The following is a 20,864-nucleotide window of genomic DNA, read 5'->3' as shown; positions in this document are numbered from 1 at the left end:
GCACGACCCGTCAGCCGTGGCGCGCGGCACGGGACCGGCGTAGCCGGAGCAGACCCCACACCGCCAGCCCGACGACCAGCGCGGTCATCGCCAGCGCGCCCGGGGCCTTGCTGAACCGGGCCAGGCTGGCGCCGTCGGGCAGGGTGAGGAAGGCCGCCGCCGCGCAGGGCAGCACGAACCAGGTGGTCCGGGCCGCGGCGACCGCGAGCAGGGCCAGCGGCCAGGTGGCGTACCAGGGGTGGAAGACCGGGGCGAGGAGGACCGTGGCGGCCAGCGCCAGCCCCGCGCCGAGCAGGGTCACCCGGGGGCGGGCAGCGTCCAGGCGGGCCACCCGCTGCCGGACGTCGTTCAGCCCGCGCAACTCCGACCAGGCCCGCCACCACAGCGCCACCACGAGCACGGCGAGCAGCAGCAGCGCCACCGTGCGGGTCACCGGCACCGCGGCCGGGTCCCGACCGACGAGCCCGCCCGCGTAGTCGACGACGAAGCCCACCGCCGTCGGCGGGGACGTCCACTGCTCGGAGTCGCCGCTGCGGGTCAGCCCGCGTATCCAGCCCAGCCCGAGGCCGGACAGCAGCGAGGCGACCGCCACCGCGCCGAGCGCCCCGCCGGCCACCCAGCCGGCGTCGCGCAGCAGCGCCCGTACGGTGTAACGGCCCAGCACCGCGGCCAGCGCCGCGAAGGGGAGCACCACCACGGCGGTGGCCTTCACCGTCACCGCCAGCCCGAGCAGCGCCCCGGCCACCAGCAGCGGCTTCGGCTTGCCGGGCCGGCGGACCAGCACCAGCAGGCCCAGCAGCAGCAGACCGAGCATCGCCGCGTCGTTGTGCGCGCCGGCCACCAGGTGCACCCCGACCAGCGGGCAGGCCAGCACCAGCCAGGCCGCCCGGCGGGTGGGCACGCCGGCCGCCCGGGCCAGCCCCGGCAGGCAGAGGGCGGCCAGCAGCAGCCCGGCGACGGAGACCAGCCGGAGCGCCACGACCGTACCCACCAGGCCGCCGCCGAGGGTCACGGCGAGCGCGGCGAGCAGCACGAAGAACGGCCCGTACGGCGCGGGCGTGTCCCGCCAGAGCGGCGCGACCGACTCCACCCAGGGGCAGCCGGCCTCCGCCACCCCGGTCGCGTACGGGTCGACGCCGTGCGCGTACGCCCAGCCCTGGCAGGCGTAGGAGTAGACGTCCCGGCTGCCCAGCGGCGGGGTGACCAGCAGCGGCAGCGCCCACAGCCCGGCGGTCAGGTACGCCCACCGCGTCGACGGCGCGCCCCGGCGCAGCGCCCACCAGGCGCCGACCAGCAGGGCCGTGCCGACCAGCCAGGCGTCCAGCACCAGCGGCCCGGAGTCCGACCGCCAGCGGTCCGCCGGGGTGGCGTCCAGCGGGATCGACGGCAGCGCCCCGCCCCGCCAGCCGGCGACGGCCAGCAGCACCGCCCCGGCCAGGCCGGCGTACCGGGCCAGGCGGGCGGCGCCGGGCGTCGGCGGGGTGTCGGGCGAGGTGGGTCGCGAGGTGTCGGGCGGGGTCGGCGGCAGGGAGCCGGGAGTGGTCACCGGCGTCCTCTCCTCAGTCCACGGCGGCCGGCCGGCGGGCCGCCCGAGCCGACCGTACCAAGCGGACGGCCACCACGATCACCAACAACGTCATCAGCGGGGCGCCGACCGTCTTGCTGTACCGGGCCAGCCCGGTGCCGTCCGCGAGGACCAGGAACGCCGAGACCACCGCGACGACCGCGAACCAGCCGGTGCGCCGCGACGTGGCCGCGAGCACGGCCAGCGGCCACGTCCAGTACCAGGGGTGGAACAGCGGGGCGAGGGCGACGGTGGCGGCCAGCGCCAGGCCGGCGTGCCACAGCGGCTCCCGGGTGCGGGCCCGCCACCACAGCCAGACCAGCACCAGCGCGAGCACGGCCATCCCGATCCCCCGGGTGGCCGGCAGCGGGTCGCCGTGCCAGCCGAACGGCGCGGCGAGGTAGGCGACGGTCTGCCCCACCGCCGTCGGCGGCGAGGTCCAGGCGATCACCAGGCCGCCCTGCTCCAGCCCGGTGACCCAGCCGAAGCCCAGGCCGGTGGCGAGGGTCGCGCCGACGACCGCCGCGAGCGCCCCGCCGACCACCCACCCGCCGTCGCGGAGCAGCGCCCTGATCGAGTACGCCCCGACGATCGCGGCGAGCGCCGCGAACGGCACCACCACCAGCGCGGTGATCTTGACGGCGGCGGCGAGGCCGAGCAGCGCTCCCCCGGCCAGCAGCGGACCGGGGCGACCCGGCCGGGCCGCCACCACCGCCAGCCCGGCCACGAGCAGCCCCACCATCAGGGCGTCGTTGTGCGCCCCCGAGACGAGGTGCACCCCGATCAGCGGCGAGCCCAGCGCCAGCCAGACCGCCCGGCCGGCCGGCACGCCGCAGCGCCGGGCCAGCACCGGCAGGCAGGCCGCGGTCAGCCCCACCCCGGCCACCGCGAGCAGCCGGAACAGCACGATGCTGCCGTACAGCGACCCGGTCGCCTCCACCACCGCCCCGGCGAGCAGCACGAACAGCGGCCCGTACGGGGCCGACGTGTCCCGCCAGATGTAGGAGATGGTGTCCAGCCACGGGCAGGGCAGCGCCGAGACGCCCTGCTCGTACGGGTTGATGCCGGCGGAGTAGCTGGCGCCCTGGCAGGCGTACGCGTAGACGTCCCGGCTGCCCAGCGGCGGCGCGACCAGCAGCGGCAGCAGCCAGAGCCCGACGGTGACCAGGGCCCAGCGGGTCGACGGCACCCGGCCGCGCAGCGCCCACCAGGCGTACGCCATCAGCCCGGTGCCGACCGCCCAGGCGGCGATGATCAGCGGGCCGTGCGGACCCTGCCAGATGCTGACCGGGGTGGGGCGCAGATCGCCGTCGGGCAGCGCTCCGCCGAGGAACGCGGCCACGGCGAGCAGCGTCGAGCCGGCCAGGCCGATCCAGCGCGCGAGGTGGTGAGGCACGCCGGACATGCTGCCAGTACGGTGGTCGCGGTACGGAGGTGGGCATGCGGCGCAGTCGGGTGGTGGCGGTGGCCGCCGCGTCCGCCGTGCTCCTCGGCGTGACGTGTCTCGCCCTCCCGCCGACCGGTTCCGACCTCGCCGCGCAGGTCGCCCGGGCCGACTTCTTCGCCGCCCACGGCCTCGCCCCGGTCGACCTGCGCTGGTACGGCGGGGTCCAGCAGTTCGGCTACAGCCTGGTCTCCCAGCCGGTGATGGCGCTGCTCGGGGTGCGGGTCACCGGCGCGCTGGCGCTGGTGGCGGCGGCGACCGCGTTCGCGGCGCTGCTGGTTCGCACCGGGGTGCCGCGGCCGCTACTCGGCAGCCTGGTCGGGGTCGTCACCATCGCCGGCAACCTGGTCTCGGGCCGGGTGACGTACGGCCTCGGGGTGGCCTTCGGCCTCGGCGCGCTGCTCGCCCTCACCCTTCCCCGCGGCCCGGCCGCACCGGCCGGCTCCGCCCCGGACCGGCGGGCGCGGCGACGGCGGCTCGCGCGGCTCGGGCTGGCGGTCGCCGGGGCGCTGCTGGCCTCGGCGACGAGCCCGGTCGCGGGCCTCTTCGTCGGCCTGGCCGGCGCGGCGCTGCTGCTCACCCGCCGGTACGCCGACGGCCTGGCGCTCGGCGTCGCCGCCGCGCTGCCGCTCGGGGCGACCGCGCTGCTCTTCGGCGACGGCGGCTGGATGAACATCAGCCGCACCGACACGCTGCGCGCCGTGCTGACCAGTTTGCTGGTCGCCGCGCTGGTGGCGTACCGGCCGGTGCGCGTGGGTGCGCTGCTCTCGGCGGCCGGGGTGCTGGCGGCGGCGCTGGCGCACACCCCGGTCGGGCTGAACGCCACGCGGCTGGCCGTCATGTTCGCCCTTCCGCTGCTGGCCGCCGCCGCCCGCCCCCCGGCCCGGCTGACGCGGTGGTGGGCCCGACGCGGCCGGGGCGGGGCGCAGCGGCGGGGCACGGTCCGGGGCCGGGTCGCGCTGGCCGCGCTGCTGGCGGCGGTGTGCTGGTGGCAGCCGCCGGCGCCCCCCGCCGACCTGCGCAGCGTCGACGACCCGACCGGGCGGGCCGCGTACTTCGCGCCGCTGCGGGAGTTCCTCGACGGGCAGCGGCTCACCGGCCGGGTCGAGGTGCCGCCGACCCGCAACTACTGGGAGGCGGCGAGGCTGGGCGAGGTGCCGCTGGCCCGGGGCTGGCTGCGGCAGGCCGACATCGACCGGAACCCCCTTTTCTTCACCACCGTCCCGGGCGCGGCCGGCACCGGGGTGGAGCTGACCGCCGCGAGCTACCGGGACTGGCTGGCCGAGAACGCGGTGCAGTTCGTCGCGGTGCCGGACGCCCCGCTGTCGTGGGTGGGGCGGGCCGAGGCCGAGCTGGTCACGGGCGGGCTGCCGTATCTCACGCCCGTCTGGTCCGGCCCGCACTGGCGGGTCTGGGCGGTCGCCGAGCCGACCCCGATCGTCGGCGCGCCGGCCGACCTCGTCGCGCGGGACGGCGCCTCGGTGACCTTCCGGGCGCCGGCCGCCGGCACGGTGCCGGTCCGGGTGCGGCACAGCCGGTGGCTGACCGCCTCCGGCGGCGCCACCGTCGCCGCCGACGGCGACTGGACCGCGGTGACCGTGCCGCGCGCCGGAACGTACCGCCTCGGCAGCTGACCGGGCGCCTCCCGTCTTTTTGCCATCTCGGCAACGTTCCTTGCTCCCTCCGCCGGCGCCGCGCACGATCGACGCGACAGGTCACCGAGGGCAGCGCACAGGAGGACGAGAGGTGCACCACGACGCGACGGCCGGAGACACCCGGCAGGGCCACCATCATCACCACCACCACGACGCTCCGGCGGCGCCGGTGGTCGCCCCGCGGCCGCACCCGGACGTGGACGACGAGACCGCGCGGTTCTGGGAGGAGCTCTACCAGCGGCGCGACCGGGTCTGGAGCGGCCGGGCGAACCCGGTCCTGGTCGAGGTCGCCGGGGCGCTGCCGGCCGGCACCGTGCTGGACCTCGGCTGCGGTGAGGGCGGCGACGCTATCTGGCTGGCCGGGCAGGGCTGGCGGGTGACCGCGGTCGACGTCGCCGAGACCGCTCTCGACCGGGCGGCCGAGGAGGCGTCCGCCGCCGGGGTCGCCTCCCGCATCGAGTTCCGCCGGCACGACCTCACCCGGACCTTCCCGCCGGGCGAATACGACCTGGTCTCCGCCCAGTTCCTCCAGTCGCCGCTGGAGTTTCCCCGGGCACGGCTGCTCCAGTCGGCGGCCCGGGCCGTGGCCCCCGGCGGCCGGCTGCTCGTCGTCGAGCACGGCGAGATGCCGCCGTGGGGGCGCGCCCACCACCCGGACGTGCGCTGCCCCACCCCGCAGGAGACCTTCGCGTCGCTCGACCTCGACCCTGACCGATGGCACACCGAACGGCGCGACACGTCGCGCCGCCAGGCCACCGGCCCGGACGGCGAGACCGGGATCCTGGTCGACAACGTGGTGCTGGTGCGCCGCACCCGGTAGCCCCGGCGGCGGCCGGAACACCCCGGCCGCGCGGCCGGCTCAGGCGTCGAGCACCCGTTCCATCGCCGCGCGGGAACGGCGGCCGGTGCGCAGGTACTCGTCGAGGAACTCGCCGGGATCGTCGCGGCCCAGCAGCCGGACCACCCCGGCCAACTCGACGCCGTGCCGGGGCAGTTGGTCACCGGCCCGGCCGCGCACCAGCATCAGCGCGTTGCGGACCTGCGCGGCCAGGGTCCAGCCGGCCGCCATCTCGGTGGCGTCCGTCGGGTCGACCAGGCCCGCGTCCCGGGCCGCCGCGAGGGCGTCGAGCGTACGCGTGCCGCGCAGCTCCGGGACCGTCCCGGCGTGCCGGAGCTGGAGCAGCTGCACCGCCCACTCGACGTCCGCGAGGCCGCCCCGCCCGAGCTTGGTGTGGGTGGCCGGGTCGGCGCCCCGGGGCAGCCGCTCGTGCTCCACCCGCGCCTTGATCCGCCGGATCTCCACCACCTGCTCGCGGGTCAGCCCGTCGGCCGGGTAGCGGACCGGGTCGACCATCGCCTCGAACTCGGCGCCGAGGTCGGCGTCGCCGCAGACGAACCGGGCGCGCAGCAGCGCCTGCGCCTCCCACACCTTCGACCAGCGGGCGTAGTACTGCGCGTACGCGGCGAGGCTGCGCACCAGCGGGCCCTGCCGGCCCTCCGGGCGCAGGTCGGCGTCCACGCCCAGCGGCGGGTCTGGCGCGGGCATGCCGAGCAGCCGGCGCAGTTCCTCGGCGATCGCGTGGGCGGCGCTCGCCGCACCGGCCGCGTTCTCGCCGGCGCCGGCCGGGGTGTCGTAGACGAAGAGCACGTCGGCGTCGGAGAGGTAGTTCGACTCGTACCCGCCCAGGCGGCCCATGCCGATCACGGCGAAGCGCAGCCCCGGCAGGGGCGGCTGGGCCGCCCGGGCGGCGCGCAGCGCCGCGGCCAGCGTGGCGTCGGTGACATCCGCCAGGGCAGCGCCGACGGCGGTGACGTCGGCGAGGCCGAGCGCGGCCCGCCCGCCGGCGGGCCGGGGCGGCGACGGGGCCAGCGAACCGGCCCGGCTCAGCAGGTCGGCGCAGGCGACGCGGACCAGCTCCCGGCGGCGCAGCGCGCGGATCGCCCGGGTGGCCTCGACGGGGTCGGCGTGCCGGGCCGCCGCGGCGGCGAAGCCCTCGCAGAGCACCCCCCTCGGCCGTGGGGTCAGCTCGCTCTCCTCGGCCAGCATCCGCAGCGCCTCCGGCTCGCGGGCCAGCAGGTCGGCGGCGTAGCGGGAGGAGGAGAGCACCCGGGCCAGCCGGCGGGCCACCGGCCCGGAGTCGCGCAGCAGGCGCAGATACCAGGGCGTGCTGCCGAGCTTGTCGGAGACCTGCCGGTAGTTGAGCAGGCCGCGGTCCGGCTCGGGGGCGTCGGCGAACTCGCTGAGCAGCACCGGCAGCAGGGTGCGCTGGATGGCCGCCGTGCGGCTCACCCCGCCGGTGAGCGCCTGGAGGTGCCGCAGCGCCCCGGCGGGGTCGGCGAAGCCGAGGATCTCCAGCCGGTGCCGGGCCGCCTCCGGGGTCAGCCGCAGCCCGTCGGCAGGCACCCGGGCCACCGACTCCAGCAGTGGCCGGTAGAGCAGTTTGGCGTGCAGCCGGCGTACCTCGGTGGCGTGGGTGACCCACTCGGCGCGGAACTCCTCGACGGCGCTGCGGCCCGGCGTGGCCGCATAGTCCAGCGCGGCGGCCAGCCAGCGCAGCGCGGCCGGCTCCGTCGGCACGGTGTGGGTGCGGCGCAGCCCCTGGAGCTGGAGGCGGTGCTCGACGCCGCGCAGGAAGCGGTAGCCGCGCAGCAGCGCCTCCCCGTCGGCCCGGCCGACGTAGCCGCCGGCGACGAGCGCGCGCAGCGCCGGGACGGTGCCGGGCACCCGCAGCGACTCGTCGCCCCGGCCGTGCACCAGTTGCAGCAACTGGACGGCGAACTCGATGTCGCGCAGCCCGCCCGGGCCGCGCTTGATCTCGCGCTCCAGCTCCTTCGGCGGGATGTTGTCGATGATCTTCCGCCGCATGGCGCGGACGTCCTCGACCGCCTCGGGGCGCTCGGCGGCCCGCCACACCAGCGGGGCGAGCTGGTCGATCCACTCCCGGCCCAGCGTCAGGTCGCCGGCCGCCGGCCGGGCCTTGAGCAGCGCCTGGAACTCCCACGTCCGCGCCCAGCGCCGGTAGTAGGCGAGATGGCTGGCCAGGGTCCGCACCAGCGGGCCACGGTTGCCCTCGGGCCGCAGGGCGGCGTCGACCGGCCAGGCCACCAGCCCGCAGACGTGGATCAGCCGGGTGGCGACCGTGGTGGCCGCGGCGAGGTCGTCGTCCTCGGCGGCCACGAAGATCACGTCGACGTCGGAGACGTAGTTCAGCTCGTCGCCGCCGCACTTGCCCATCGCCACGACGGCGAGCCGGGGCCGGGAGGTGCCCTCCGGCAGCTCGCCGACGGCGATCTCGTACGCCGCCGCGAGGGTCGCGTCGGCCAGCGCGGAGAGCGCGGCCATGGTCTGCTCCAGGCCCCGGCCGCCGGTCAGGTCGGCCGCCGCGATCCGCAGCAGCGCCAGCCGGTACGCCCTGCGCAGCACCGCGACCGGCTGCCCGTCGCCGGACAGGTCGAGCCGGCCCTCCGCGGTCGGCGCGAGCCCGTCCGGGGCGGTCCGCAGGGCCGGCCACTGGTCGGGGTTGGCGACCAGGTGGTCGCCCAGCGCCGAGGAGGCGCCGAGGACGGCGAGCAGCCGGCGGCGCAGCCCCGGGTCGTCCGCGAGCGCCTCCAGCAGCGCCGAACCGGCGGCTGCCGGACCGGCGGCCCGGCGCTCGGCCTCGACGATGCGGTGCAGCTGGCGCAGCGCCAGGTCCGGATCGGCGGCCCGGGAGAGCGCGGCGAGCAGCTCCGCCGCACGGTCGTCGGTCGGCTCCTGCACGTCCGGCCGCCACAGGCCCAGCCCGTCGGGGCCGAGCAGGTCGGCGGCGCGGGTGGCGCCGTCGCCGCCGACGATGCCGAACCCGTAGCGGGCGAGCCGTCCCGCGGCGCTGGTCGGCCGGCTCATCACTGCCCGAGCAGCGGCAAGCTGCGGCGGGACGAATCGTCGCCCAGCTCGCCGAGGGCCAGCGCGGCGAACCGGGCGGCGAACGGCTGCCAGACCTCCTCGACGTCGACCATCACCGCGTGGCAGGCCGCCACCACCAGGTCCGGGTCGTAGCCCAGCTCGGCCAGCAGGGTCGAGTCGGTGGCCCAGTCGGCGATCATCGCGGTGTCGCACTCGATGTGGAACTGCAGGCCCCAGGCCCGGTCACCGAGGCGGAACGCCTGGTGCGGGTAGCGGGTGGAGGCGGCCAGCAGGGTGGCGCCCCGGGGCAGCTCGGTGATCTCGTCGGCGTGCCACTGGAGCACGTCGGGGATCAGCGGGACGTAGCGGAACAGCGGGTCGGCGTCGGCGGCGTCCCGCTTGCCGACCACGCCGGGCCCGACTTCCGGCCCGGACGCGCTGCGCTCGACCTCGCCGGCGTGGGCGGTGGCCAGCAGCTGCGCGCCCAGGCAGATGCCGAGGGTGGGCACCCGGTGCCGGACGGCCTTGCGGAGCAGCCCCTCGACGGCGGGGAACCAGGGCGCACCGGGTGAGCCGTCGGGCAGCGGGTACGCCTGCTGCTCGCCGCCCAGCACCACCAGCGCGGAGTATCCCTCCAGGTCGGCGGGGAGCTGGTCGCCGGCGTGCGCGCGCACCACCCACAGGTCGAGGCCCGCCTCGGTCAGCCACTCGCCGAGCCGGCGGACGTCGTCGGTCGGGTCGTTCTCGATCACCAACGCGGTAGCCACGACGTCGAGGCTAGCCGGTGACTCCGGCGGGCCCCGAACGCCTCCGCCGGCGCGGCGGCGGCCTCGACGGCCGACCGGACCAGGCGTCCCACGCCCGGCGGTGTCCGCCGACCGGTACGTGCACCGCGCCCCGCCGCGACTAGGCTCTGCCGCTGTGCCCGACCATGCCAGCACGACCCCCGCCGCCGCCGTACGACCGCCGGTGCTGCGCCCCGGCGACACGGTGATGCTGGTGTCGCCGTCAGGGCCGACCCGGCCCGAGCGGGTGGCCCGGGGCATCGAGCTGCTCACCGGCTGGGGGCTGCGGCCGGTGCTGGCGCCGAACGCGTACGCCCGGCAGGGTTACCTGGCCGGCGCGGACGAACTGCGCGCCGCCGACCTGAACGCGGCGTTCGCCGACCCCGAGGTGCGCGGGGTGATCTGCACGCGGGGCGGGTACGGCGCGCAGCGGATCGTCGACGCGATCGACATGGCCGCCGTACGCCGGGACCCGAAGGTGGTCGCCGGGTTCTCGGACATCACCGCGCTGCAGTTGGCGCTGTGGCGGGGCGCCCGGCTGGCCGGGGTGCACGGCCCCGGGGCGGCCTGGCTGGACGAGCGCACCCCGCTGCGTTCGGCCGAGTCGCTGCACGCCGCCCTGATGACCACCGAGCCGGTGACGGTGACGGCCGTCGCCGAGGAGGAGACGTTCCCGGTGCGGGTGCCGGGGAGGGCCACGGGCCCGCTGCTGGGCGGCAACCTCTGCCTGATCGTGGCGTCGCTGGGCACCCCGGACATGCCGGACCTGACCGGGGCGGTCCTGTTGGTCGAGGACGTGCAGGAGCCGCCGTACAAGGTGGACCGGATGCTCACCCAGCTCCGCCGGGCCGGCGCGCTGGACGGGCTGGCCGGGGTGGCGGTCGGTCAGTTCACCGGCTGCGCGGACGGCTGGTCGACCAGCGTCGCCGACGTGCTCTCCGAGCGCCTCGGCGACCTCGGCGTCCCGGTCCTCGGCGGCCTGCCCGTCGGCCACGGCGTCGGCCAACTCACCGTCCCGGTCGGCACCGACGCCACCCTCGACACGACGACGGCCACCCTCACGATCGCCCCCGCCGTCCGCTGAACCGGCTCGGGCGGGTCAGGGCGTCAGGTGGGCCAGGGCGCCGGTTTCCAGGGCGGCCCAGACCGTGCCGTCGGGGGCGACCGTGATGCCGTGCGGCTCGGCGGCCGGGGTCGGGAGGTCGTGGGTGACGATCGTGCCGTCCGGGGCGACGTGGCCGATCCGGTTGCCGCCCCACTCGGTGAACCAGCAGCCGCCGGCCGGGTCGGCGACGATCGCGTGCGGCCGGGCGGCCCGGTCCGGCAGCGGGTACTCGTCGATCCGCCCGTCCGGGGTGATCCGGCCGAGCTGGCCGGCGCCGATCTCGACGAACCAGAGCGCGCCGTCCGCTCCGGCCGTGATGCCCACCGGGGCGGCGCCCTCGGTCGGCAGTTGGTGCAGCGCCACCGCGCCGTCCGTGCCCATCCGGCCGACCGCGTTCGCCCGGTTGAGCGTGAACCAGACGGCCTCGTCCGGGCCGGCGGCGACCATCGAGGCGAAGCCGCCGCTCACCGGCAGCGGGAACTGGGTCACCTCCCCGTCGGTGGTGACGCGGCCGATCGCGTCGGCGGTCATCGCCGCGTACCAGAGGGCGCCGTCGGGACCGGCGGCGATGCCGCAGGGGCCGCTCCCGGGCGGGAGCGCGACGGCGCTCTGCTCCCCGTCGGTGGTGATCCGGCCGATCCGGTCGTCGCCGGAGCGGGTGAACCAGAGGGCGCCGTCGGGGCCCGGCGTGACGATCAGCGGCCGGCTGTCGGCCGCCACCGGCCAGGTGCGCAGGTCGCCGTCCGCGCCCACCCTCGCGACCGCGCCGGCATGGACCAGCGTCAGCCAGAGCGCGCCGTCGGGGCCGACGGTGATGCCGTACGGGCCGGCGTCCGCCCCGGTGAGCGGCACTTCCCGGATCTTCGCCAACGCCACGAGGGTCACCTTCCGTCGTTGCTCCGCCCCGGTGGGCCTGCCGACCGCCAACCCTGACCGCCGGCGCGCGCCGCGGCAACCCGTTTGTCCGGCTCGGCGGGCGGATTGCCAGCTCGCTGACAGGTTCACCACGGCTTTCCTCCAGCCGGGTTGGTCACCGTCGGTCAGGTCATCGCACCACCCACCGACCTGATGGAGGACAGCATGTCCGGCACCACGAGGAAGAAGCACCTGCTGGCCGGCCTGGCCGCGGCCGGGGTACTCGGCGTGGGGATCGCGGCGCCGACGGTCGCGTTCGCCGCGGACGGCGGCACCTCGACGCCGAGCGCCAGCGCCAGCGAGAGCGGCAGCGGCAACGACGAGCGGCAGCAGCAGCAGCAGGCCGAGCGGCAGGCCGAGTTCGCCGAGGCCCTGGCCGAGGAACTGGGCGTCCCCACCGACAAGGTGACGGCCGCGCTGGAGAAGGTGCGCGAGGCGCGGAAGCCGGCCGACCGGCCCGAGCGGGGTGACTCCGCCGACCGGCAGGCCGCGCTGAAGGAGCGCCTGGCGCAGGCGGTCGAGGACGGCAAGCTCACCCAGGAGCAGGCGGACGCCATCACCGCGGCCGCCGAGGCCGGCGTCTTCCCCGGCCCGGGCGGTCGCGGCGGGCACGGCGGCCCGGCCGGCAAGTGACCGTACGCCGTCCGCCCCGGCGACCTCGCCGGGGCGGACGGCGGCGGCGCCGGCCTCCGGCCGCCCGGCTCGGGCCGCCGGCCGCCCGGCTCGGGCCGCCGGCCGCACGACTCACGCCGCTCGCGGGCGATTCACGCCGACGCCGCACGGCTCACGCCGGCGCGGGCGGCTCAGGCGCCCGGTGGCGGGGCGAAGACGCCGACGTGGTTGCCGGCCGGGTCCGCCAGGTGGGCGAAGGTGAGCCCGTTGCCGGTGGACTTCAGCGGCACCAGCACCTTGCCGCCGGCCGCCTCGGCCCGCCGGCAGGCGTCGGCCACATCGGCCACCTGCACGTAGAAGATGGCGTAGTCGGGGCCCGCCCCGCCGGTGCCCCGGATCGCTCCGCTGATCCCCGCACCGGCGCCACCCTCGGTCGTCCGGTACGGCGCTTCAGCCGTACCCTCCTCGGTGAAGCTCCAGCCGAACAGGTCGCCGTAGAAACGCTGGGCCTCGTCCGGCCGCTCGGCGCCGATCTCGAACCAGGTGACGGCGTTGCTGATGGTCATGTGTGGCCTCCCGTTCCCCGCGCCGGCCGGTCGACCGGCGCCGTCAGGAGAAAGCCTCGGCCCCGCCCGCGACACCGTCCTGTCGGTGTTTCTCCGGCGGTTCGGCCGGATCCCGCAGCAGGCGGAAGTGTCCAAGAGGGGCAGGATGCCGCGCGCCGGAGGGCAACCCGGTCCTTGTCAGACGAGGCTGAGCCGGCGGATCCGGTCGTGCGGGATGTCGAGGTCGTCGACGGCCAGCTCACGCTCCGGCACCCGCTCGCCGAGCATGGTCACCGAGGTGATCCGGTCGGTGCGGAAGGCCCGGATGCCGCCGCGCAGCCGGCACCAGGCCAGCAGGTACCAGTGCCGGGGGTTGCCGAGGAAGCCGAGCGGCTCCACGTCGCGCAGCGAGCCGGCGCCCGCCCGGTCGGCGTAGCGGATGCGCAGCACGCGCCGTGCGCGTACGGCGTCGGCGACCCCGGCCGGGACGGGCGTGACCGGCCCCTCGCCGATCAGGTGCACCCGCGCGGCCAGCCGGTGGGCCTCGGCGGCGTCGGCGGCCGGCATCACGGCGACCAGCTTGCGCAGCGCGGTGCCGGCCGCGGCGCCGAACGGCGTGCCGCGCATGCGGTGCAGCGCCACCGCCAAGGCGACGGCCTCTGCGGGGGTGAGGTTGACCGGCGGCAGGGTGCGCGCCCGGTCGAGCGCGTAGCCCCCGGTGCGGCCCGGCTCGGCCCAGATCGGCACGCCCGACTCCTGGAGGGCGCCGATGTCGCGCTCGATGGTGCGGGTGCTCACCTCGAAGCGCTCGGCGAGCCAGCGGGCGCTGCGCGGCCGGGGCGACACGGCGCGCAGCTCCTCCACCAGGGCGTAGAGACGGTCCGTCCGGTTCACCCCCGCAACCTACGACGGGGGTGCGACGCGACCGCTCCGCCCGCGGGCCCGGTTGTCGCAGTGCCCGCAGACCGTGGTCACGGAGCGGAGCGGGGTCACTCCGCTCCGACAGGGCGCGGGCGGACCGGCTCAGGCGATGCAGGCGCAGACGATCAGGGCGGCGCCGAAGTGGGTGGCGGCGCTGACCCGGGCCGCCGGGTGCGGCTCGTCGGAGCAGATGATCTCGCCGAGCTTGCCCGGGGTGAGCAGGTCCAGCACGAAGAACGCCAGCGCCATGATGGCCAGCCCGATCAGGCCGAAGAGGACCGTCGAGGCCAGCCCCTTGGCGAAGTCGCTGTAGCTGGTCAGGATCGCGGTGAACACGATCCCGGCGATGCCGAGCTGGTTGGCGGCGAGCAGCAGCGCGGCGTTGCCGTTGCGCCGCACCCAGATCAGCTCCCGCAGCCTGCCGGGAGTGAGCACGTCGACCAGCCCGAACCCGGCCGCCATCAGGGCCACCCCGACGACCCCGAACACGACGCTCTGCCAGGCTCCGCTGAGCAGATCCTCCAGCACCGACTGCCTCCCCGACCTCTGCGCCCGGCGGGGGTGCCGGCGCGGTGATCGAGACGATAGCGGCAGTACGCCAGCGGCGGCAGCCCCCGCCCTACAGCGACAGGTAGCGCTGCCGCTCGTAGGGGGTGACCTCGCGGCGGTACTGCTCCCACTCGGCCCGCTTGTTGCGCAGGAAGAAGTCGAAGACGTGCTCGCCGAGCACCTCGGCGACCAACTCGGAGCCGGCCATCACGTCGATCGCCTCGGCCAGGTTCTCCGGCAGCGGCTCGTAGCCCATCGCCCGCCGCTCGGCGCTGGTCAGCGACCAGACGTCGTCCTCGGCGCCCGGCGGCAGCTCGTAGCCCTCCTCGATGCCCTTCATGCCGGCGCCGAGCAGCACCGCGAAGGCCAGGTAGGGGTTGGCCGCCGAGTCCGGCGAGCGGACCTCCACCCGGGCCGAGTTCGGCTTGCCGTAGGCGGGGACCCGGACCAGCGCCGACCGGTTGAGGTGACCCCAGCAGACGTACGCGGGGCTCTCGGTGACCCGGTCCGGCAGCGCCTGCGGGAAGAGCCGCTTGTAGGAGTTGACCCACTGGTTCGTGACGGCCGTGTACTCCCGGGCGTGCACCAGCAGCCCGGCGATGAACGCGCGGGCCACCTTGGACAGCTTCATCGGGTCACCGGCGTCGTGGAACGCGTTGCGCTCCCCCTCGAACAGCGACAGGTGGGTGTGCATGCCGCTGCCGGGCTGGTCGGTGAAGGGCTTCGGCATGAAGGTGGCCTGCACTCCGGTGGAGAGGGCGACCTCCTTCACCACGTGCCGGAAGGTCATGATGTTGTCGGCGGTGGTCAGCGCGTCCGCGTAGCGCAGGTCGATCTCCTGCTGGCCGGGGGCGACCTCGTGGTGGCTGAACTCCACCGAGATGCCGATCCGCTCCAGCGCCAGCACCGCCTGCCGGCGGAAGTCGCGGGCCACCGCGTGGGTGGTGTGCTCGAAGTAGCCGCCGGTGTCCACCGGGATCGGCACCGAGCCGTCCATGGGGCCGTTCTCCAGCAGGAAGAACTCGATCTCGGGGTGGGTGTAGAAGGTGAAGCCCTTCTCGGCCGCCTTGGACAGCGCCCGGCGCAGCACGTGCCGGGGGTCGGCCCAGGAGGGGCCGCCGTCGGGCAGCAGGATGTCGCAGAACATCCGGGCGCTCTCGCCGCTGACCCCGCCCTCGAACGGGAAGACCTGGAACGTCGTCGGGTCCGGCATGGCCACCATGTCCGACTCGAACACCCGGGCGAAACCCTCGATCGCCGAGCCGTCGAACCCGATGCCCTCCTCGAAGGCCGCCTCCAGCTCGGCGGGGGCCACCGACACGCTCTTGAGCGTGCCCAGCACGTCCGTGAACCACAGCCGGACGAACCGGATGTCCCGCTCTTCCAGCGTACGGAGGACGAACTCCTGCTGACGGTCCACTTCCACCCCTCGCGACACTGTTGTCCGCCTTCGACCGGGGGCGCCCCGGCCTGACCGACCAGTCTCCACCCGCCTCGTTACGCCGACGTTACGCGACCGGCCGGCGCGCGTCCCGCCCTGTCGCGGCTCCCGCCCGACCGGCCCGCCCCGCCCGACGGGACGGGCCGCCGCCGTCGTCGCTGTCGCCGCCGGGCTTGCCGCCGCCGTCCGGCAGCGCCCTGCGGCGGTGGCCGCCGTCTCGCCCCCGCCCAGCGTGTCGGGCCCGGACGGCTGGGGCAAGATGAGGGCATGCCCACCCTGCGTCTCGCCCTGTGCCAGGTCAACCCGACCGTCGGCGACCTCGCCGGCAACGCCGGCCTGGTCCGTGACTGGACCCGCCGCGCCGCCGACGCCGGCGCCCAGCTCGTCGCGTTCCCGGAGATGGCGCTGACCGGCTATCCGGTCGAGGACCTGGTCTTCCGGCGGTCCTTCGTCGCCGCGTCGAAGGCCGCGCTGGAGCGGCTCGCCGCCGACCTCGCGGCGGACGGGCTGGGCGAGCTGCCGGTGCTGGTCGGCTACCTGGACGCCGACGGCCCGCCGCAGGTCAGCGGCGACGCCGAGCCGGGTCACGGCGCCCGCAACGCGGCCGCCCTGCTGCACCGGGGCGGCGTCGTGGCCACCTACTTCAAGCACCACCTGCCCAACTACGGGGTCTTCGACGAGGACCGCTACTTCGTCCCCGGCGACGCGCTGACCGTCGTGCGGATCGGCGGGGTGGACGTGGCGCTGACCATCTGCGAGGACCTGTGGCAGGCCGGCGGCCCGTTCGCCGTCGCGCGCCAGGCCGGCGTCGGCCTGGTCCTGAACATCAACGGCTCGCCGTACGAGCTGAACAAGGACGACATCCGGCTGCCGCTGGTGCGCCGCCGGGCCGCCGAGGCCGGGGCGACCATCGCGTACGTCAACATGGTCGGCGGCCAGGACGAGCTGGTCTTCGAGGGCGACTCGATGATCGTGACGGCCGACGGCACGCTGCTCACCCGGGCCCCGCAGTTCGTCGAGCACCTGCTGGTGCACGACGTCGAGCTGCCGCCGGCCGGGGAGCCGACCGACCCCGACCAGGCGCTGGCCGACGACATGCGGGTGGTGCGCGCCGCGGTCGACGCCGTCCCGCCGCCGGCCGGCGGTCCCGTCGCCACCGGCGGCACCATCGCCCCCGTGGCCGACGAGGCCGAGGTGTGGCAGGCGCTCGTGCTCGGCCTGCGCGACTACGTCAACAAGAACCGGTTCCCGTCGGTGGTGCTCGGCCTCTCCGGCGGCATCGACTCGGCGGTGGTGGCCGCGCTGGCCGTCGACGCGCTCGGGCCCGACCGGGTGGTCGGCGTGTCGCTGCCCAGCCAGCACTCCTCGGAGCACAGCCGGGAGGACGCGGCGGAGCTGGCGAAGCGCACCGGGCTGGACTACCGGGTCGAGCCGATCCAGCCGATGGTGGACACCTTCCTGGCGAACATGTCGCTCTCCGGCGTGTCCGTGGAGAACCTCCAGGCGCGGGTCCGCGGGGTGATCCTCATGGCGCTGTCGAACCAGGAGGGCCACCTGGTGCTGACCACCGGCAACAAGAGCGAGCTGGCAGTCGGCTACTCCACCCTCTACGGCGACTCGGTCGGCGGCTTCAACCCCGTCAAGGACGTCTGGAAGACGCTGATCTGGCGGCTCGCGAAGTGGCGCAACGCCGACGCCGCCCGCCGGGGCGAGACCCCGCCGATCCCGGAGAGCTCGATCGGCAAGCCGCCGAGCGCCGAGCTGAGCCCGGGCCAGTTGGACAGCGACACGCTGCCGGACTACGACGTGCTCGACCCGATCCTGATCGGCTACGTCGACGGCGACCTCGGCCGCGACGGGCTGGTCGCGTCCGGCCACGACCCGGCCGTCGTCGACCGGGTGCTGCGGATGGTGGATACCGCCGAGTACAAGCGGCGGCAGTCCGCGCCGGGCACGAAGATCTCGATGAAGGCGTTCGGGCGGGACCGGCGGCTGCCGATCACGAACCGGTGGCGCGAGGACGGCTGAGCCGTGCCGCTCCCGGGCCGGTTCGGCGTCGGCCCGGGAGTGACATCCTCCACTGAGCTCTGCCGCCGGCCGGTCGGGTGGTGCGACGATCGCGGCGGAACCCGGGGACCGCGCACGCGGCCTCGAGGAAGGAGAGAGTCATGGTGGAGTCCACCCCGTCCGAGGTGACCGCCCTCTACGGCGGTCCGGCCACCCGGCGGGTCCGCACCCGCGACCTGATCGTCGCCAAGGAGCGCGGCGAGCGGTGGCCGATGCTCACCTCGTACGACCAGTACACCGCCTCGATCTTCGACCAGGCCGGCATCCCGGTGCTGCTGGTCGGCGACTCGGCGGCGAACAACGTCTTCGGCTACGAGACGACGGTGCCGGTGACCGTCGAGGAGCTGCTGCCGCTGGTCCGCGCGGTGGTCCGGGCGACCCGGCACGCGCTGGTCGTCGGCGACCTGCCGTTCGGCTCGTACGAGGAGGGCCCGACGCAGGCGCTGCGCACGGCGGTGCGGTTCATGAAGGAGGGCGGCTGCCACGCGGTGAAGCTGGAGGGCGGCCGGCGCTGCGCGGCGCAGATCGCGGCGATCACCGGTGCCGGCATCCCGGTGATGGCGCACATCGGTTTCACCCCGCAGAGCGAGCACGCCATCGGCGGCTACCGGGTCCAGGGGCGCGGCGACGCGGCCGACGACGTGATCGCCGACGCCCGCGCCGTGGCCGAGGCGGGCGCGTTCGCCGTGGTGCTGGAGATGGTGCCCGGCGAGGTGGCCAAGCGGATCACGGCGGAGCTGCCGATCCCGACCGTCGGCATCGGCGCCGGCCCGGACACCGACGCCCAGGTGCTGGTCTGGCAGGACATGGCCGGCCTGCGCGCCGGCAAGGCACCCCGTTTCGTGAAGCGCTACGCCGACCTGGCCGGGACCCTCGCCGACGCGACCCGGCGCTTCGCCGACGAGGTCCGCGGCGGCGACTTCCCCGCCGCCGAGCACACCTTCTGACGCCGGTCAGCCGGTCCGGCGGCCGTACGCGCCGCCGGACCGTGCCCGGCGGAGATCACTGCTGGACGTCGTGGGGGCGCCGCGCAGAGCCCGGCCGCCATCGAGGGCACAGTGGAGGGTCGCTGCCCGGGCGGACCCGACACCGCTTCGCGGTCCCGGCGGGGCTGACCCGCCCCGCCCGGCGTCAGAGGTCGGTGACCCGGATGCCGGCGTGCGCCTTGTAGCGCTTGTTGATGGCGATCAGGTTGGCCGTGAACGCCTCGATCTGGTGGGCGTTGCGCAGCCGACCGGCGTAGATGCCGCGCATGCCGGGGATCCGGGCGGCGAGCGCGGCGACCACGCCGACCAGCTCCCGGTCCTCGGTGCAGATCAGCACGTCGAGGTCGATCCGGTCGATCTCCGGGTCGGCCAGCAGCGGCGCGCTGACGTGGTTGAAGGCGGCGCAGACCCGGGAGTCGGGCAGCAGCCCGGCGGCCTGCTGGACGGCGCTGCCCTCCGGCACCGCGAGCGCGTACGGGCCCTGCTTGTCGAAGCCGAGCGGGTTGACGCAGTCGATGACGATCTTGCCGGCGAGGGGCCCGGCGAGCGCGGCGACGGTGGCCGCGTGCCCGTCCCACGGCACCGCGATGACGACCACGTCGCTGAGCCGGGCCACCTCCTCGTTGCCGGCACCGGCGACCTCGGCCCCGGCCGGAACGCCGGGCAGCGCCGCGATCTCGTGGGCGGACTGCGCGGCCCGCTCGGCGGACCGGGAGCCGATCAGCACCTTCTGGCCGGCCCGGGCGAACCGGTAGGCGAGGCCCCGCCCCTGGTCGCCGGTGCCGCCGATGATGCCGACGGTCAGCCCGGACACGTCGGGCAGGGTGCTCGCGTCGTAAGCCATGTCGCCATCCTCGCAAACCCGCCCCGCCGGCAGCAGCGGCCGGCGCTGTGACAAACCCCGCTGCGCCCGCCGTCGCCGGCCCTGTCGGGGCGGGCAGGTCGGGTCAGGCCCGCTCGAAGGCGACCGAGCGGGCGACCGGGTCGGCGGTGACCAGCCGGACCCGGATCCGCTCCCCCAGCGGCAGCTCGCCCAGGCAGCGGGCCCGCACCGGCGGGTCGTCCAGTGCCACCGTGCCGCCGGGCCGGCGACCCGGGCGGGCCCGGCCGTCCGGGGCCGCGTCGACGTCCAGCACCGCCGCGTCGAAGGTCTCCCCCACCCGGTGCTGGAGCAGCACCGCCTCGGCCAGCTCGATCGCGCCCCGGGTGGCCGCCGAGGCCGTCCGGTCGGTGGCGGCCATCACCTCGGGCAGCCGGGGCAGCGCCGCGCGGGCCCAGTCGGGCACCGGCCGGCCCTCGTGCAGGGCCAGGCAGACCTCCGTGGCGTACCGGTCGGCCAGGCGCCGCAACGGCGCGGTGACATGGGCGTACGCTGCCGCGACCCCGCCGTGCTCCCGCTGCTCCGGCGGCGCGCCGTCGAAGGCGGTGTACGCGGCGCCGCGCATCAGCTCGGCCGCCTGGTCGACGAAGGCCGCCGCCCGGGACTGCGACGGGTCCAGCCCGGCGATCACCTCGCCGGGGCCGGCCCCGTCGGGCCAGTGCACGCCGAGCGGGGCGGCGGCGGCCCGCAGCCGCGCCACCGCCTCGGGCTTCGGCGCCGGCATCGTGCGCAGCAGGCCGATCCGCCCGGCCAGCATGATGTCGGCGGCGGCCATCCCGGTCAACAGGGAGATCTGGGCGTTGTGCTCCTCCACCGGCACCGGCCCGCGCAGCACCAGCCGCCAGCCGTCGCCGTCGGCCTCCACGTCCTGCTCGGGCAGGGGCAGGTTGATCGCGCCCCGGCGCAGGCCGCGGGCGGTGAGCAGGGCCCCGATCTCGGGCAGCAGGGCGATCGGGTCGGGCAGCCGGCCGGCGTCGGCGGCCGCCTGGACGCCGACGTAGTCCAGCTGGGCCCGGCTGCGGACCAGCGCCCGCTCCAGCGCGACCCCGACGGTGCCGCCGTCGGAGTCGAGGTCGACGGTCCACACCACGGCGGCGCGGTCGACGGCCGGCAGGAGGCTCGCCGCGCCCTCGCTGAGGGTCTCGGGGTGCAGCGGCACGGTCCCGTCGGGCAGGTAGACGGTCTGCCCGCGCCGCCAGGTCTCCTCCTCCAGCGCGCCGCCGGGGCGCACGTGCGCGGCCACGTCGGCGATCGCGTACGTCACCCGGTAGCCGCCGCCGGCGCGGCGGGCGAGGTGCATCGCCTGGTCGAGGTCGCGCGAGCCGGCGGGGTCGACGGTGACGAACGGGATGTCGGTGCGGTCGACGGCCGGCCGGGGCGGCGCCGCCGCCGCGTCGTCGGCCTCGCGCTGCGCCGCGGCCGGGAAACCCTCGGGCAGTCCCAGCTCGCGGCGCAGCGCGCCGAAGTCGATGCGGGGCGCGAGTACGCGTCGGATCACCACGGGGTCAA

Annotated in this window: 17 protein-coding genes; 6 read left to right on the top strand and 11 right to left on the bottom strand. The window is 76.3% G+C overall.

Annotated elements, in window-relative coordinates; translation table 11 throughout:
• Window positions 1–10 precede the first annotated feature (10 nt).
• The gene (gene mptB, locus ABT006_RS18530; RefSeq protein ID WP_350708024.1) at window positions 11–1,456 is read right to left on the bottom strand and encodes a polyprenol phosphomannose-dependent alpha 1,6 mannosyltransferase MptB; all 1,446 of its coding nucleotides are present in this window, start codon (window positions 1,454–1,456) and stop codon (window positions 11–13) included.
• Window positions 1,457–1,559: 103 nt separating this feature from the next.
• Window positions 1,560–2,960 carry a polyprenol phosphomannose-dependent alpha 1,6 mannosyltransferase MptB gene (gene mptB, locus ABT006_RS18525; RefSeq protein WP_350707854.1) on the bottom strand — a complete coding sequence of 467 codons (1,401 nt, stop codon included), beginning with the start codon at window positions 2,958–2,960 and terminating at the stop codon, window positions 1,560–1,562.
• A 44-nt stretch (window positions 2,961–3,004) separates the two neighbouring features.
• Between mptB (ABT006_RS18525) and ABT006_RS18520 the strand changes: the two genes are divergently transcribed.
• Entirely contained in the window at window positions 3,005–4,642 is a 1,638-nt protein-coding gene (locus ABT006_RS18520; protein ID WP_350707852.1) for a hypothetical protein, read from the top strand.
• A gap of 112 nt (window positions 4,643–4,754) precedes the next feature.
• Window positions 4,755–5,483, top strand: coding sequence for an SAM-dependent methyltransferase (locus tag ABT006_RS18515; protein ID WP_350707850.1), 729 nt, complete (start codon window positions 4,755–4,757; stop codon window positions 5,481–5,483).
• A 39-nt stretch (window positions 5,484–5,522) separates the two neighbouring features.
• Here ABT006_RS18515 and ABT006_RS18510 read toward each other — a convergent pair whose 3' ends face one another.
• Both ABT006_RS18510 and ABT006_RS18505 read right to left on the bottom strand, forming a co-directional pair.
• On the bottom strand, window positions 5,523–8,549 hold the full coding sequence (locus ABT006_RS18510) for a bifunctional [glutamine synthetase] adenylyltransferase/[glutamine synthetase]-adenylyl-L-tyrosine phosphorylase (protein ID WP_350707849.1): 3,027 nt from the start codon (window positions 8,547–8,549) through the stop codon (window positions 5,523–5,525).
• A complete protein-coding gene (locus ABT006_RS18505) occupies window positions 8,549–9,316 on the bottom strand; it encodes a type 1 glutamine amidotransferase (RefSeq protein WP_350707847.1) in 768 nt (255 codons plus the stop codon). Before ABT006_RS18505 ends, ABT006_RS18510 begins: the two co-directional genes overlap by 1 nt.
• A 226-nt stretch (window positions 9,317–9,542) precedes the next feature.
• Between ABT006_RS18505 and ABT006_RS18500 the strand changes: the two genes are divergently transcribed.
• Entirely contained in the window at window positions 9,543–10,418 is an 876-nt protein-coding gene (locus ABT006_RS18500) for a S66 peptidase family protein (protein ID WP_350708023.1), read from the top strand.
• Between the two features lie 15 nt (window positions 10,419–10,433).
• Here ABT006_RS18500 and ABT006_RS18495 read toward each other — a convergent pair whose 3' ends face one another.
• Window positions 10,434–11,315 carry a Vgb family protein gene (locus tag ABT006_RS18495; RefSeq protein ID WP_350707845.1) on the bottom strand — a complete coding sequence of 294 codons (882 nt, stop codon included), beginning with the start codon at window positions 11,313–11,315 and terminating at the stop codon, window positions 10,434–10,436.
• 204 nt (window positions 11,316–11,519) lie between these two features.
• Between ABT006_RS18495 and ABT006_RS18490 the strand changes: the two genes are divergently transcribed.
• Complete coding sequence (locus ABT006_RS18490; RefSeq protein ID WP_350707843.1) at window positions 11,520–11,987, top strand: hypothetical protein; 468 nt, start codon at window positions 11,520–11,522, stop codon at window positions 11,985–11,987.
• Between the two features lie 170 nt (window positions 11,988–12,157).
• On the opposite strand, the gene ABT006_RS18485 is transcribed toward ABT006_RS18490, so the two are convergent.
• The 4 genes from ABT006_RS18485 to glnA form a co-directional block, all read right to left on the bottom strand.
• Window positions 12,158–12,532 (bottom strand): VOC family protein, encoded by a 375-nt coding sequence (locus ABT006_RS18485; RefSeq protein ID WP_350707841.1) that lies wholly within the window; start codon window positions 12,530–12,532, stop codon window positions 12,158–12,160.
• Window positions 12,533–12,709: 177 nt separating this feature from the next.
• Entirely contained in the window at window positions 12,710–13,405 is a 696-nt protein-coding gene (locus ABT006_RS18480) for a helix-turn-helix transcriptional regulator (protein WP_350707840.1), read from the bottom strand.
• A gap of 129 nt (window positions 13,406–13,534) precedes the next feature.
• Window positions 13,535–13,960, bottom strand: a complete 426-nt coding sequence (locus ABT006_RS18475; RefSeq protein ID WP_350707838.1) for a DUF350 domain-containing protein — start codon at window positions 13,958–13,960, stop codon at window positions 13,535–13,537.
• 91 nt (window positions 13,961–14,051) lie between these two features.
• Window positions 14,052–15,401 carry a type I glutamate--ammonia ligase gene (gene glnA, locus ABT006_RS18470; protein ID WP_350707837.1) on the bottom strand — a complete coding sequence of 450 codons (1,350 nt, stop codon included), beginning with the start codon at window positions 15,399–15,401 and terminating at the stop codon, window positions 14,052–14,054.
• Window positions 15,402–15,689: 288 nt separating this feature from the next.
• On the opposite strand from glnA, the gene ABT006_RS18465 reads away from it, so the two are divergent.
• A complete protein-coding gene (locus tag ABT006_RS18465) occupies window positions 15,690–17,450 on the top strand; it encodes an NAD+ synthase (RefSeq protein WP_350707836.1) in 1,761 nt (586 codons plus the stop codon).
• Between the two features lie 140 nt (window positions 17,451–17,590).
• Window positions 17,591–18,436: a 3-methyl-2-oxobutanoate hydroxymethyltransferase gene (panB, locus tag ABT006_RS18460; RefSeq protein ID WP_350707834.1), complete on the top strand. Its 846-nt coding sequence runs from the start codon at window positions 17,591–17,593 to the stop codon at window positions 18,434–18,436.
• A gap of 184 nt (window positions 18,437–18,620) precedes the next feature.
• Here panB and npdG read toward each other — a convergent pair whose 3' ends face one another.
• Together npdG and ABT006_RS18450 are read right to left on the bottom strand one after the other, a co-directional pair.
• Window positions 18,621–19,319, bottom strand: a complete 699-nt coding sequence (npdG, locus tag ABT006_RS18455) for an NADPH-dependent F420 reductase (RefSeq protein ID WP_350707832.1) — start codon at window positions 19,317–19,319, stop codon at window positions 18,621–18,623.
• Window positions 19,320–19,422: 103 nt separating this feature from the next.
• The gene (locus ABT006_RS18450; RefSeq protein WP_350707830.1) at window positions 19,423–20,856 is read right to left on the bottom strand and encodes an RNB domain-containing ribonuclease; all 1,434 of its coding nucleotides are present in this window, start codon (window positions 20,854–20,856) and stop codon (window positions 19,423–19,425) included.
• Window positions 20,857–20,864: the final 8 nt, after the last annotated feature.

The organism is Micromonospora sp. NPDC002717 (assembly GCF_040295705.1).
In the GTDB taxonomy this organism is placed as follows: Bacteria; Actinomycetota; Actinomycetes; order Mycobacteriales; family Micromonosporaceae; genus Micromonospora.
Note: the sequence above shows the minus strand (reverse complement) of the source record. Positions and strands in the feature narration are given on the sequence as shown.